The 12,526-nt window shown below is 33.0% G+C and carries 19 protein-coding genes; 11 read left to right on the top strand and 8 right to left on the bottom strand.

Annotation, left to right across the window (positions count from 1 at the left end):
* Positions 1-3: 3 nt before the first annotated feature.
* The 7 genes from NIL_RS10580 to NIL_RS10550 all read right to left on the bottom strand — a co-directional run bounded on the left by NIL_RS10580 (position 4) and on the right by NIL_RS10550 (position 4,746).
* Positions 4-297, bottom strand: coding sequence for a hypothetical protein (locus NIL_RS10580; RefSeq protein WP_187648671.1), 294 nt, complete (start codon positions 295-297; stop codon positions 4-6).
* A gap of 30 nt (positions 298-327) precedes the next feature.
* On the bottom strand, positions 328-1,812 hold the full coding sequence (locus NIL_RS10575) for a UvrD-helicase domain-containing protein (RefSeq protein ID WP_187648670.1): 1,485 nt from the start codon (positions 1,810-1,812) through the stop codon (positions 328-330).
* A complete protein-coding gene (locus NIL_RS10570) occupies positions 1,805-2,362 on the bottom strand; it encodes a hypothetical protein (RefSeq protein WP_187648669.1) in 558 nt (185 codons plus the stop codon). The genes NIL_RS10575 and NIL_RS10570 overlap by 8 nt, the downstream gene beginning before the upstream one ends.
* Before the next feature lie 30 nt (positions 2,363-2,392).
* Complete coding sequence (locus NIL_RS10565; protein WP_187648668.1) at positions 2,393-3,571, bottom strand: hypothetical protein; 1,179 nt, start codon at positions 3,569-3,571, stop codon at positions 2,393-2,395.
* 148 nt (positions 3,572-3,719) lie between these two features.
* On the bottom strand, positions 3,720-3,935 hold the full coding sequence (locus tag NIL_RS10560; protein ID WP_187648667.1) for a hypothetical protein: 216 nt from the start codon (positions 3,933-3,935) through the stop codon (positions 3,720-3,722).
* A gap of 12 nt (positions 3,936-3,947) precedes the next feature.
* Entirely contained in the window at positions 3,948-4,121 is a 174-nt protein-coding gene (locus NIL_RS10555; protein ID WP_187648666.1) for a hypothetical protein, read from the bottom strand.
* Positions 4,102-4,746, bottom strand: a complete 645-nt coding sequence (locus tag NIL_RS10550) for a hypothetical protein (protein ID WP_187648665.1) — start codon at positions 4,744-4,746, stop codon at positions 4,102-4,104. The genes NIL_RS10555 and NIL_RS10550 overlap by 20 nt, the downstream gene beginning before the upstream one ends.
* Positions 4,747-4,871: 125 nt before the next feature.
* On the opposite strand from NIL_RS10550, the gene NIL_RS10545 reads away from it, so the two are divergent.
* Genes NIL_RS10545 through NIL_RS10535 form a run of 3 tightly spaced genes read left to right on the top strand, consistent with a single transcriptional unit; the run spans position 4,872 to position 6,910 of the window.
* Positions 4,872-5,135: a hypothetical protein gene (locus NIL_RS10545; RefSeq protein WP_187648664.1), complete on the top strand. Its 264-nt coding sequence runs from the start codon at positions 4,872-4,874 to the stop codon at positions 5,133-5,135.
* 11 nt (positions 5,136-5,146) lie between these two features.
* Positions 5,147-5,320, top strand: a complete 174-nt coding sequence (locus NIL_RS10540; protein WP_187648663.1) for a hypothetical protein — start codon at positions 5,147-5,149, stop codon at positions 5,318-5,320.
* A 27-nt stretch (positions 5,321-5,347) separates the two neighbouring features.
* The gene (locus NIL_RS10535; protein ID WP_187648662.1) at positions 5,348-6,910 is read left to right on the top strand and encodes a hypothetical protein; all 1,563 of its coding nucleotides are present in this window, start codon (positions 5,348-5,350) and stop codon (positions 6,908-6,910) included.
* Between the two features lies 1 nt (position 6,911).
* On the opposite strand, the gene NIL_RS10530 is transcribed toward NIL_RS10535, so the two are convergent.
* On the bottom strand, positions 6,912-7,160 hold the full coding sequence (locus NIL_RS10530; RefSeq protein ID WP_187648661.1) for a hypothetical protein: 249 nt from the start codon (positions 7,158-7,160) through the stop codon (positions 6,912-6,914).
* Positions 7,161-7,369: 209 nt separating this feature from the next.
* Between NIL_RS10530 and NIL_RS10525 the strand changes: the two genes are divergently transcribed.
* The 8 genes from NIL_RS10525 to NIL_RS10490 all read left to right on the top strand — a co-directional run bounded on the left by NIL_RS10525 (position 7,370) and on the right by NIL_RS10490 (position 12,526).
* A complete protein-coding gene (locus tag NIL_RS10525; RefSeq protein WP_187648660.1) occupies positions 7,370-7,654 on the top strand; it encodes a hypothetical protein in 285 nt (94 codons plus the stop codon).
* A 90-nt stretch (positions 7,655-7,744) separates the two neighbouring features.
* Positions 7,745-8,044: a type IV conjugative transfer system protein TraL gene (gene traL, locus NIL_RS10520; RefSeq protein WP_187648659.1), complete on the top strand. Its 300-nt coding sequence runs from the start codon at positions 7,745-7,747 to the stop codon at positions 8,042-8,044.
* Positions 8,045-8,608: a TraE/TraK family type IV conjugative transfer system protein gene (locus NIL_RS10515; protein ID WP_187648658.1), complete on the top strand. Its 564-nt coding sequence runs from the start codon at positions 8,045-8,047 to the stop codon at positions 8,606-8,608.
* A complete protein-coding gene (locus NIL_RS10510; RefSeq protein ID WP_187648657.1) occupies positions 8,605-9,378 on the top strand; it encodes a TraK domain-containing protein in 774 nt (257 codons plus the stop codon). The genes NIL_RS10515 and NIL_RS10510 overlap by 4 nt, the downstream gene beginning before the upstream one ends.
* A complete protein-coding gene (locus NIL_RS10505) occupies positions 9,375-10,664 on the top strand; it encodes a TraB/VirB10 family protein (protein ID WP_187648656.1) in 1,290 nt (429 codons plus the stop codon). The genes NIL_RS10510 and NIL_RS10505 overlap by 4 nt, the downstream gene beginning before the upstream one ends.
* Positions 10,661-11,434, top strand: a complete 774-nt coding sequence (locus NIL_RS10500; protein ID WP_187648655.1) for a DsbC family protein — start codon at positions 10,661-10,663, stop codon at positions 11,432-11,434. The genes NIL_RS10505 and NIL_RS10500 overlap by 4 nt, the downstream gene beginning before the upstream one ends.
* Positions 11,431-12,039 (top strand): TraV family lipoprotein, encoded by a 609-nt coding sequence (locus tag NIL_RS10495; protein ID WP_187648654.1) that lies wholly within the window; start codon positions 11,431-11,433, stop codon positions 12,037-12,039. Before NIL_RS10500 ends, NIL_RS10495 begins: the two co-directional genes overlap by 4 nt.
* Entirely contained in the window at positions 12,008-12,526 is a 519-nt protein-coding gene (locus NIL_RS10490) for an SH3 domain-containing protein (protein ID WP_187648653.1), read from the top strand. The genes NIL_RS10495 and NIL_RS10490 overlap by 32 nt, the downstream gene beginning before the upstream one ends.

Below are 12,526 nucleotides of genomic sequence, written 5' to 3'. Positions count from 1 at the left end.
CCCTTATTCTTCTTTTGCTTTGTGAACTATTGTATTCTCATATTTTGCCAATTCACTTTTTAACCACTTAACATATTCTTTTTCAAAGTTTCTTTTGTAATCTTTGCGAATTTGCTTTAATTTTTTTTCAAGCTCTTTTTTGTCTATCGTAGTAGCAAGCAATATAAGTTCTTTAAATGGCTTGTCTCTTTCATCATCGCTTGCAAGTTTTTTGTATAACATCTGTCTTGATACCCCAAGAATATCTGCCAGATCCGCAAGCTTTGTTTTTGTATACTCTCTATCCCAAAAACTCATAAAACTCCTTTTTTGTTTCTTTATATGAATTTACATTATTCTAATCAAATGCCTGTTTTCTTCGATAAACTCATTTGAAAGAATATAATCTTTTGAAATACTCAACTTATGTTTGCTTCTTGTAATAGCAACATACAAGAGGTTTAACTCTTCTTTACTTACTACTGCTTCTCCATCTTCCCTGATCTCCTCTTTGATATTTACAAAATCATCAAGAATAAGCACATTATCCCATTCCAAACCTTTTGACTTGTGGCCAGTTGTAAGTAAATAGTCCGCCTTGTTTGCATCTACAACACGCTCTTCGATCATTTTAATGAGATTACGGATATTGTGTTTCATGTACTTTCGCACAATAGTAATTTTGACTTTCAGATCAACTTCATTTGCCTCTTCGGCATATTCACTTAGTTCTTCAATGTCATAGAATCTCTTTAGAAAGCCATTTCGAATATACTCCGTTTTACCCCATTGAAGATTTTGAATATCGATAAGATCTTGAAAATTGTAACTCTTAATTCCCCCTACAAAATGTATTTTAAATTCCTCTTCATCTTCATTGAATAGAATATTTTCTACCACATAATCAAAAAGTTTTGCATTGGTCCTTGCAACAACGGTTGTTTGAGTGGGGTCATCATTACGCTGTATCCGTGTTCCTCTAAACGGCTTTGGTGCATCAAGTAAAGTTAGATATTGATTGGCCAGTGCAGCAACTACCTGTGGACATCTAAACGATTGGGTAAGATAAAGAGTTTTTGTTCCTGGCATTTTGGACAATATTTCAAGAGAATTGCTTGCACCTCTCCAGGAATAGATTTGCTGATAAGTATCACCAATAAACACCTTTTTTGAGCGTTGTTTTAAAACTATATCAATAATTACTCCGTTAATATCTTGTGCTTCATCTACAAGAATATAATCGAAATATAATTTTGGTTCTGATAACTGATAAAGCTTTAGGTAAAAATCATGTTCAAATGGCATCTCTTCATTTGTAAGTAGATCTTCCCAAACAGATGGCAATTTGTCAAGAAAATATCTAAGACTTGCTTTATGTTCTTTGCCCCAGCTGCTGCTCTCCTCAATTTTGATATTTATAAATTTCTCCATTGTATATTTTGAATTTGCAAACTCCCTTACCAATGACAACAAAAGATATGCGTAATAATATTGCTCTTTTTCATCCACATCTTCACAATATCCAAGCATATCTAATACTCTCAAATTGCCAAGCCTCTCTTTATATTTATGGCCAACAGCTCCATATGCGAGGGAGTGAATAGTTTTTATGACTACATTCTTGATACCCTTAAAACTTTTTGCAGCACTTTTAGACATTGAACTGTTGTAAGACAGATACAAAAATTTTTTACATTTTCTTTTTGGGGATCTGACAAATTCCACCAGTGTAGAAGTTTTGCCAGTTCCGGCATAAGCATTGATAAGTAGGATACTATCAAATTCTGCATCGACAATCTTTTGCTGTTCCTCTGTTAATTGCAATCTACTCATACGCTAACTCCAGTTTTCTTTTTGCATCTTTCCATCTTTTTATATTCAACCTTATATTTCGAATAAGTCTGCAAAACTTCTGATCTTCTTTATAGTTTTGAGGGAAGAGGGTGGTTGCATATTTACTTCGAATTTTTTTTGCTTTGTTGATATTTCTCGTAATAGCCCCTCTAAATCCGGCTATTCTACGGCGATAATGTTGTATTTTCTCATCCTCATTTTCAAAAATCGAATAGTACCTAATGCTTGATCTAACGCATATACCTTCATATTTGCAATCACAAAATAAATTTTCTTCTTTATTTTCAGATACGAATCTCTCTTGAGTTCCATCTTCCTTTAAAATGGTTTTTGCATACCATATCTCTTCAACAATTCTGTAATTTTCATACTTGTTTTTATAAAAACTTACAATTTTGTCAACTCTTTTTTCATTCTCTTCAGAACGGCGACATCTAATAGTTCTGAGAATTTTATGACATGGATCATGGGGTACAAAAGATTTAGAAACATCCATAGCCACAATAATAATTTCCATCATATCTATCATTTCCAGACTCCACTGATCGGTTGGTAACTACTAAAGATAATCAAATATCGTCATTTGCTTATAATTAACTACATCTTCTTTTAAAAGTTCATAAGCCAATCTGAAAATCTCTTCTTGTTTATAAGTTGCAATATTATAAAAACTTTCATTGTGAAAATAGAGATGGTTGTTTTTCGACTGCAAAAATAGTCTGCAACTAACCTTTTGTTGTATTGATATCTCCTCTTTACTGAAATCGTAACTCACACTGTAACCATCAAACCCGATTCCTCCACATTCACCGCTTTGTTCTTTGATTCTGATTTTTTTCATAAACTCTTTATAATCCCTGCTGTTACCGAGAGTATCTTTCCAGTCGATACCCTTTTTTAAAGCACAGCTTTCTATATAATCCTTAATTGCCATTTTAATGGCGTAGCTATCTCCAAACGGCTCTCTGTAAGGTATATCGAATAAATTTCTTACATAATCGATAAGTTCTTTTGTATAGACGATTCTTTTGTAATTCGGCAAAATAGATTTGTCCCAATCAAGAGGGAAACACGCATCAAATTCTTCATTTTGAAAATAAAAAAGATCGTTTCCGCTTCTATCTTTTACAAAAATCCTAATCCATCCGAGCCACTCTAAAATATCCAGATCACTTTTTGCTTCTCCGTCAAGAATATGCAAAAAGTTTGGAAACCAGATAAAATCATCTCTGTAATCTTTAATGGTACGAAATCTGTTATCCAGCTCTATCTCTTTATTGGCTACTTTTTTGAGATAGAGTTTTATCGTATCTCGCAATTCAACAGGGGATGGAATGTGTTGCCTATATTCGATACCGTTATATTTCCATATCCAGTCGTTTAGTTTTTCCGAAAGTTTGTAAATTAGATTTTCTTTACTCTCTTCATCCTCGAACAATCCTCTCTGGAAAGGTTCGATATGTCTCTTTATCTCTTTTGCTATCTCGAAAACTTTCTTTATTGCATATTCCATTATTTCGCCACTATTGGCAAAAGCACTATATTTGTAATATGCGACATTGTTATAGTAATTAATTTTTAAATCCAGCCAAGTAGAGTATTTTATAGCCCCTTTATTGTTTACTTTATCTCTAACTATTAATCTTTGATAGCGAGGTCCATGAAATACAAGAACCTCGTCAAAATGCTTTTCAAGCTCTTTTGGATAATTTTTCTTGATCTCAACCGAACAGCACATTTCTTGTCCTTTGGATGTTCTTTTCAACACAAAGCCCGTCAAAACAACCCGGACGGTCTGCCTTTCTGCTTTTTCTGTTTTTTAATCCATTAATTTTTTATTTTCTAAATCGATATATTTTCTAAATTCCATTACACCTATTTCCTACTTATTTTTGACTTTCCATTGTATAGGAATTGGTGAAATCTTCTGCTACTTCGTCAAAATTAATAAATCCAAGTGTTGATAATGTTGCAATTATTGCAAAAAATACAACTGTTATTAGGATATAACGGAATATGCACTTTTTCATTCCTTCTTTAAACTTTGCTATGCAAAACATATTAGCTATTTCAAGCAATATGTAATATATTAATTCCCACACTTTTACTCCTTTTTATCTTCTATTTTTCCAAACATTTTTTATTCTTTGTTTCCTTTTAAATTCCTCATAACCTATAAAAAACGATACTAAGCTCATTAATGCTATAAAACCTATTGCAAAAGTTTCTATTAAAACTTTTAACTCTTCTATCATTTGCATACCCTCTTTATGAGTATTCTCTTGCAAACGGAAATATCTTTTCAATATTTTTTTCAATACAAAGCCCATCAAAACATCCGGGCTTACCTTCGTTTCTTCCTCTTCTGTTTTTAAGTGGGTTGAATTTCTTATGAGAGGTATCTATAAAGCTTCGCATTTTCTTAAATTCGATTATTGTTAGTGCCACTTTTTCAAGTAGCTCTTTATCTTTTGTCTCCGCATATCTAAAATATCTCTTGATTGGTTCGTTTATACGAAATCTTTTTATAAATTCTTCAATGGTAGCATTTGGGTTGTCTATTATAAACTGACGGATATTGTTTAATGCTCCTTGTGCAAGATCTAAGGATAGAAGTTCTTTTAGAGTACCGTTTCTTTCAACAAGATGCTGATAGATTTTTACTGTGTCGCTATCTGGTACAAAGTATAAACCATATTCATCTCCCCAAGTCTTTTCAATTTTATATGGATAATCTAATGATATATTATAAAGATCATCAGATCTTATTAAAACTCCTTCTTTGATATAATTTTTCAATTGCTCAATCAGCTTATTGATTATTTTGTCATAATTCTTTTCAATCTTACTTTTTTCATTCTTTTTTCTTATTATTTTTGCGTTTCCGAAAATATCAAGCTGCATCATCTCCATTACCTCCATTCCTTCATTTTATACCTATATTTTAGCACAATATCATCTAATTGTCAACGATTTCGTTGACAAATGTTAGAATTTTAGTTAAAATTCGTCTAAAATAGATAAAAAAAGGTAAAATAATGGCATGGAAAATCACAAAAGCTTTTAATAAAAAATTAAAAGAGCCAATATGCTCTGCTGATTGGGATCCTTCAAAGGACCACAATCTAAAATATGAGTTTAGATTGCTTGATGATGATGGAAATGTCTACGGATATGGTTACAGCGATGATGATGAAACCGAAAACGCTTTTTCCCCTCTTGATGACTTTGGAATGGGTGCTTGGGGTTGTACTGCAATTCAGTATAAAAACAAAAGAACCGGGAAGTGGGAATACCTGTAAGAGGAATTAACATGAAAACAAAAAAAATACATATTGTTACAAAACATGGAAAAGCAGTTTGTGATCATAGGATAAATAATCCTAATCGCCTTGCAAATATAAAAGGTTTCTTGGAAGTTTTCAAAAATGATGAGGAAAAATGCTGTAAAAACTGTTACCGGATATTTAAGAGTTCAAAGTGGTGAAAAAATAAACAATGAAAGGGGTTGAATATGGAAAAAAATAATACTAAAACTTCTATTACAAAAATGTTATATTCTCAATGTTTAAAAAAACAGTTTTGCACAAAAGAGAGTAGTATCATGAAAAAAACTATAAATATGGCGTTATTAACAGTTGGCTCAATGATATTGTTTACTGGCTGTGCATCATCCCAGCCGAAAGTCACCAATATTTCAGATATTGTAAATAATGGCGGCATAAGAAGCTATATCTCTCAAAAAAGAGCCGGAGAAGAGGACCACTACCGTATTGTTGCGGAAAATCCGTACGAAACTCTCGTAGAATACAGAACCAAGGACGAACAGGCCAATCTTGCCGATGCAAGAGATATTCTGGAAGTTTTCAGCGATGCCAAAGGATATTGCGAAATGATCGGTGGCAAGATTATTTATGGGGATCAGGCCATAAAAGAGATCAATGCACTTCCTACCGCTTTCAGTATGGAGTATGTAACAACCAAACAGGAGATGAAAAAGCAGGGTTTCGGTAAATATCCTGGTTTCTTTCTATGCGAATCGAGAAACGGTTTTGGAATAGAATACATGAGAGACAATGTTGAATTCAGACAGCGTCATATGATAGGGGGAGGATACCTTCTGACATACTCTCGCTTTTATCATATAAAAACCTATAATCCCCAAAAAACCGGTTACATAAGCTATCCCAAAAAATATAAAAACATAGATCCCAAAAAAGTGTTCTATTATGACGAGAACGGAAAAGGAAAATGGTATTACGAAAAAGGGATGAACGCCAATGCCTACTGTACTGCAAACGGCGGAAAATTATATATAGCCAATGGTAAGACGAAATTCAAAAAGAGTTCTTTCAGTGACTATCTTTTCTATCGCCTCGATGAGATAAAAGACAAAAACACGATAAACATTTTTATGCTAAAAGATATAATGTGGTGCGAAGGACCAAAAGACATAGCCTTTACCTTGGTTCATAATGACAAAACAATTCGCTATTACAAAGGAGCGGATCCAGAACTGCTCAAAAGCTTGGGAGTGAACATTTCCCAAACTTTTTCTCCCTCAAAAACAGAAACGAGCCAAGAGAAAAAAATAGATAATTATTCAGAAGGAGATATACAAGGTTTCATCAAATTACCTCAAAAAGTTGTTGATAAAATAGTAGGATTGACTGTTGAAGAAACACTTGCTCAATATACTATCTCTAACAAATCTGATATTATAGAAAATTTTGGCGGAACTCAGTATGTAACTTCATATAACGGCATAGAACCGGACGGCTGCGAATACGCAAGCGTTACCAAAAAGTCGCTTCAGCGAAAGTATATATACAATTACAGACAATGCGGCCAGGCTTTTGAATATCTCGGAGAAACAGGCGTAGAAGAGCTGACAGATGAGGCAAAAGAGCAGTTTAAGCAAAGCGCTAAACAGTTTGAGAATACCTGCAAATTACAAAATAAAGCGAGGATGCAGCTTAATGAATTTGTTATGAAATGTTTTAAAAATCCTTATTCTGAAAGCTATAAAATAGTGATATTAAAAAGCGGTAAACTCATAAAGCAGATGGCGTATTAATTTACGCCCTGCTTCTCCAGTCATTAATAATGTCAATGATTTGCTCATCTGTCAAAGAAGCAAGAATTTTGAAGGTACTTATAACAGATTTAGGAGAATATTTCCCTTGTGCCCAATTATAAAAATTCATGCCATTGTAATTTGCAATATCACCAAGATCTTTAAAAGTTGCATTCTTTTTTAAATTTATACTTGTATATGCTTTGACTTTGTTGATAGAAGAAGATAATAAAGCCTCATCTTTTTCCATGTAATTCCTTTAGGAATTTATATGTTAAATATTAAAAATATATAGAAAAATATCAATTGTTTGCATTTTACTACAAAAGAATTTAATAAAACTTTAATAAAGTTGATATATAATTTTAGATGAAAAACATCTAAAATCAGCTTAAAGGAGGTGCAAAGGAAGAGAAAAACTTTAATTTGCTCATAAAATATCACAAAAAGGAGTGACACTTGAAGAAAAAACTTGCAATCATTTTTGTCATGTTTGCATTTTTCTCGGTTTCGGCGTTTGCTGGCAATACGGATAATTTAGGTGCCCAGACATTGTGGAATACATTATCTGGTTGGCTTGACGACACATATGTTGCAAGAATCATAGCCCTGATGTTTTTTGCAGTAGGTGTGTGGCGAGCATTTGCTGGTTCAATCCTGCAATTTTTCCTAATGCTTGGATTTGCAGTCTTGATTACTCAGGGCAACAACATTATAAGTGCAATCAACAGTGCTACATTCTAATTTTTGCAAAGGGGTTTTCCCTTTGCAAAAAATGTATTTTATCGATTCTTTCAATGAAAGAATTGGTCAAATACATTAAAAGGAGAAAACATGGCCCCAGAAGGGTATATACATATAAATAAATATATAGATACTAAACCGATGTTTGGCAACTGGGAAATAGATACTCTTGTAGTATTTTCAATTTTTATAGGTATAGCAATTATGTTTACAAAAGGTTTTATCCCCTTTTCGACTTTTTTTGGACTTGGGGTTCTGACTGCAACTCTATATGAGAAAATAAAAAAATCAAAGATTAAGGGTTTTTTTCTTCACATACTTTATATGCTTGGTATACGCCAGCCAAAAACTTTACCGCCTTCATACATGAGAATTTTTACAGGAGCGTAAATGAAATACGAAAAGTTTAAATTCAAAATGGATAAATACATATTCGAAAACTGGACATTCAGAATGGTAACTATTGGTTTGGTAGGCATAATTGCATATCAAACGTACCTGATAAGCACAAGAATAAACAATCAAAAAGTAATCTTCATGCCCCCTAAAATGGTTACTAAGGAATTTTGGGTAACCGGTAATCAGGTATCTAAATCCTATCTTGAGGAAGTTGGTCTTTTTATAGTATATAACCTTTTAAATGTTACAAAAGAGAGTGCAAAATCTAATGTGGAAAATATTTTGCTTCTTGTTTCTCCAAATGCTTACTATGAAGTAAAAGCAAAATTAATAGAACAAATGAACTATATTACTGACAATGGTATAAGCCGGGTCTTTTTCCCTTCAATGGTAGATGTAAAGGAGAAGGGCGTTATAAAGGTTTCTGGGATTATAAAGGATATTATCTCAGATAAAGTAGTAAATAATACTCCTGCAATAGTTCATATAAATTATAAGATTAAAGAAGGACGCTTTTGGATAATAGATATTAAAGTTGTAAAGGATAAAAAATGAAGAAAATGATGTTAATGGTGGTATTTGCGATAACACAAATGCTTGCTGTTACAATTATCGATAATCCTACCTCTGAAACCGTAACCGTCAAGGTTTCAAACAGATCTGTAAATAGAATAGTACTCCCTTCTAAAATACTTGATGTTGCATATTCAAAGGAAAAGGGTGTAGATATAAAAATAAACGGTAATCAGGCTTTTATAAAATATATCCCAATTAAAAAAGAGAAGCTTGAACAAATTGGCAAAAACAAAATGAAACCTGTCGGAGAACCTGAAATAATCTATACCAAAGCAAAGCCTGCTGAAGTTTTTTTTGTAACGGAAAACAAAACATACACTTTTGCTCTTATACCTAAAAATATAAAAGCCCAAACAATAATAGTTAACGATTTTACCAAAAAGGCAAAAGAGATCTTAAAGTATGAAACGGAAGATGACTATGTTACAGTGTTGGCCAAAATAACAACCCAAATATTAAAAGGCAATACCCCTCTTGGCTACCAGTTGAAACCATTAAATGAACAAATAGGTAAAGAGGAGGGAAAAAGATATATTGTAAAGGCTGTTTATAAAGGTGTTTTATACAACGCTTATCTGATTGATGTAATCAATACAACAAAAAAACCAATGACAATAGATGCAAAAAAAATTGCAAAATTCTCTCCCGGTAAACCTAAAGCTGTTACGGTTTACTATGGCAATGAAGCAAATTTGTTGCTTCCGTTTCAAAAAGCTCAAGTTGTAATTATAGTAAAGGCTGAAAAATGAGCGGGAAAGAAAATTTTTTTCTAAAACTATTTAGCAACGACAAAGATCCTGCAAACGCTGAAAAGCATCAAGCCACGAATAAAATTCTTATATTTATAGGGCTTTTTGCAATTTTGCTAATGCTGTTAATGATGGTGGGTGATGAAGAGAGCAAACCTAAAAAAGATATAGGTAAATTTGAGATAGTAAATGAAGATAATACTGCAAAAACAAGATGGGTTGGAGAAGCAGCTGTCGATCTAAAAATCGCTAAAAAAAATGTTGATAGTTTAATCCGTGAAAATGAAAAATTAAAGCAAGAGCTAAAGGAAATGAAAAAATTTATGCTGAAAATGAAACAAGAGCAGCAAAAATTCATGAAAGGTAATATACCACAAAACATGCGTCCTCAAAGCAGCAATATAATACCTTTCGGGAAAAAAGGAGACAACCTTTATTCTTCATATCCAAAACCTGACGATTGGAATGGCACCGAAAATACATATGGATTAACAAGACTCGGCACAGTACCTAAAATTCAAAAAAAAGAGATTATAAAAGTATCAAAAGTAGAAGGTGCCCTTGAATATAAAAAAGTACAAGAACCGGACAAAAAAGAGGAGAAAAAAGATATTGGGCCGGAAAATATAATCTCAACAGGGTCAATTACAAAGGTGGTTCTTCTATCAGGTATGGATGCACCAACGATGACTGCTGCAAAAACTTCTCCTTTGCCTGTTCTAATGAAAGTTGTGGATATGTCAATTTTGCCCAACAGATGGAGATTTGATATTGACGAATGTTTTATAACTGGCGAAGGATATGGAGATTTGACAAGTGAAAGAGCGTATATCAGGACAAACACCTTGTCGTGTGTAACAAAAGAGGGTAAACATATAGATATGCCGTTTAAAGGTGCTGCAACAGGTGAGGATGGAAAGCTTGGTTTAAGAGGTGAAGTGGTTACAAAACAAGGTGCATTGCTTGCAAGATCATTGATAGCCGGTTTTTTACAGGGGGTAGGGGAAGCTTTTCAAAAACAAAATCAAATCGTTTTGACTGGAACAACTGGAACAACTACTACATATAACGATTTGACAACTACTGACGCTCTTAAAATGGGAGCATTTAGCGGTATGAGCAAAGCGGCTGAAAAACTTGCAGATTTTTACCTCAAAATGGCCGATCAGGTTGCACCTGTCATCGAAATATCAGCTGGAAGGGTGATAGATATTATAAACACTGAAAAAGTAATACTTAAAACGGTGGAAGATGAAATGAATAATGGACAAGGGGCACAAAAATGAGAATAAAAATTTTAAGCGGTATAACGGTAATAGCGTTTCTATCCGGTTCCATTTTAAATGCAAAAACTTTAACGGAAGAGCAGGAAGAGGCCCTTGTAAAAAGTATTATACCTGGAACAAAAGTTGAAAAAGTAGCAAGAGGCGAGATTGATGGGTTTTATAAAGCCTATCTTGATAACGGCCAAATACTTTATATAAATCCATTTAAAAGACTGATATTTGTGGGTGAAATATATACAGCAAGAGGTACGAATATAACCGCAAATGATAGGATAAAGTGGCAACAAGAGCTAACCGACAAAAAAATTAAAACCTTAAAAAAACAGGAATTAATAAAGAACGCCGTAAAAATCGTAAACGGAAAGGGTGGCAACAAATATGAGTTTGTTATTTTTACAGATCCGGAATGTCCATATTGTAGGGATGTTGAATCTTTCTTGGAAGAAAATGACTCAACGATTTATCTAAATTTTTTCCCCCTTGCTTTTCATAAACATGCAAAAAAATGGAGCTTGGAAATACTTTCATCAGACGATCCGAAAAAAGCTTTTTCAAAAATCAGAAAAACCAATAAAGATGCAAATATAACAATTACAAATGAAGCCAAAGAAAAACTTGCAAAAATGAAAAAACTTGCTGCAAAACTTGGTGTGACAGGAACTCCTAAAATTTATGTGGTTGAGAAAAACGGAACCAAAGTCGTAGATATTATCCAGGGAAGAGATATTCCAAAAATAAGTAAGTATCTAAAGCCAAAGGATAACAAATGATAAAAATAAATCTTATACTCTCCTCTGCGGCAATGGCAATATTGTATTCAGGATGCGCCATGATGCCGTACAAGGATGATTTTAGTTGTCTAAAGGGAAAGAATAATGGAGTATGTGCAAGTGTTAGCGAAGTGTATGAAATGAGCAACGATGATCTGGACGCTTTGCAGAAAAAACGCATTGGTGAAAATGATTGTAATAAATGCAAAGATAAAGATCAAAAAGAGATGGACAAACTGCAATATGAAACTGAGATAACAAAAGAGAACCAAAAGCTAAAGGATATTATAGAAGCAGTTGAACTGCAAAAAATTACTCGTGAGAAATCTATTATCATAGAAATTGACAAAAACCAATATAAATCCGCTGTATATGAGAAAACAAAGCTTAATGAGTGCAGCAAAACAAATGGTACTGATACAGTTATACAGCTAAACAAGATTGTAAAAGTATGTGTTGCCAATGCAAATATCAGACAAGCTCCATCTTGCGAAGCAAAAATACTGAGAGTTGCAAAAAGAGGTGAAGAGCTTTATGCAAAATATGAAAAAAATGGCTGGATAAGGATAGAAGATGGATACATTCATAAAAGTATCGTTAAGTAAATTTTTATCCGTCTGCATATTATCTGTTACATTGATAGCCGGCAATAATGCAGAATATGTATCTATACCAAAAAAAGATCTTGAAGCCATGCAAACAGCACTTGTAAAACTTATTAATTATCATAAAGAACATAATAAGAAAATAAGAATGTTGGAGCAAAAAATATTAGAACATACTAAAAATATTGAGACTGTAAAAAATATCGCTTTGGAGAACAGAAAAAAGATTGATGCTGTAAATGTAAAATATTATGAACCTCTCATAAAACAAGAAGCCATTGTAAGTGTATCTGCTGTAAATGTAAGAGAAAAGCCTACCGCCAGATCAAAGAAACTTGGATGGCTTAAAAGAGGAGAAAAATTCTATTTTGAAAAAATAGTCGTAAACAAAAAAGGTTATAGCTGGATAAAACTTGCCGATAGGCCAGGATATGTAAGTGCAAAAACCGTAATAATCACACCAAAAATAACTTTTAAAAAGGATTAG

This window comes from Nitrosophilus labii (assembly GCF_014466985.1).
Lineage (GTDB): Bacteria > Campylobacterota > Campylobacteria > Campylobacterales > Nitratiruptoraceae > Nitrosophilus_A > Nitrosophilus_A labii.
This window is presented reverse-complemented; position numbering and strand designations above follow the sequence as displayed.

Bases quoted from the DNA above. Each gene is read 5' to 3' on its own strand.
- NIL_RS10580 (WP_187648671.1), bottom strand. From the start codon at position 297: ATGAGTTTTTGGGATAGAGAGTATACAAAAACAAAGCTTGCGGATCTG.
- NIL_RS10575 (WP_187648670.1), bottom strand. From the start codon at position 1,812: ATGAGTAGATTGCAATTAACAGAGGAACAGCAAAAGATTGTCGATGCA.
- NIL_RS10570 (WP_187648669.1), bottom strand. From the start codon at position 2,362: ATGATAGATATGATGGAAATTATTATTGTGGCTATGGATGTTTCTAAA.
- NIL_RS10565 (WP_187648668.1), bottom strand. From the start codon at position 3,571: ATGTGCTGTTCGGTTGAGATCAAGAAAAATTATCCAAAAGAGCTTGAA.
- NIL_RS10550 (WP_187648665.1), bottom strand. From the start codon at position 4,746: ATGGAGATGATGCAGCTTGATATTTTCGGAAACGCAAAAATAATAAGA.
- NIL_RS10545 (WP_187648664.1), top strand. From the start codon at position 4,872: ATGGCATGGAAAATCACAAAAGCTTTTAATAAAAAATTAAAAGAGCCA.
- NIL_RS10540 (WP_187648663.1), top strand. From the start codon at position 5,147: ATGAAAACAAAAAAAATACATATTGTTACAAAACATGGAAAAGCAGTT.
- NIL_RS10535 (WP_187648662.1), top strand. From the start codon at position 5,348: ATGGAAAAAAATAATACTAAAACTTCTATTACAAAAATGTTATATTCT.
- NIL_RS10530 (WP_187648661.1), bottom strand. From the start codon at position 7,160: ATGGAAAAAGATGAGGCTTTATTATCTTCTTCTATCAACAAAGTCAAA.
- traL (WP_187648659.1), top strand. From the start codon at position 7,745: ATGGCCCCAGAAGGGTATATACATATAAATAAATATATAGATACTAAA.
- NIL_RS10515 (WP_187648658.1), top strand. From the start codon at position 8,045: ATGAAATACGAAAAGTTTAAATTCAAAATGGATAAATACATATTCGAA.
- NIL_RS10510 (WP_187648657.1), top strand. From the start codon at position 8,605: ATGAAGAAAATGATGTTAATGGTGGTATTTGCGATAACACAAATGCTT.
- NIL_RS10505 (WP_187648656.1), top strand. From the start codon at position 9,375: ATGAGCGGGAAAGAAAATTTTTTTCTAAAACTATTTAGCAACGACAAA.
- NIL_RS10500 (WP_187648655.1), top strand. From the start codon at position 10,661: ATGAGAATAAAAATTTTAAGCGGTATAACGGTAATAGCGTTTCTATCC.
- NIL_RS10495 (WP_187648654.1), top strand. From the start codon at position 11,431: ATGATAAAAATAAATCTTATACTCTCCTCTGCGGCAATGGCAATATTG.
- NIL_RS10490 (WP_187648653.1), top strand. From the start codon at position 12,008: ATGGATACATTCATAAAAGTATCGTTAAGTAAATTTTTATCCGTCTGC.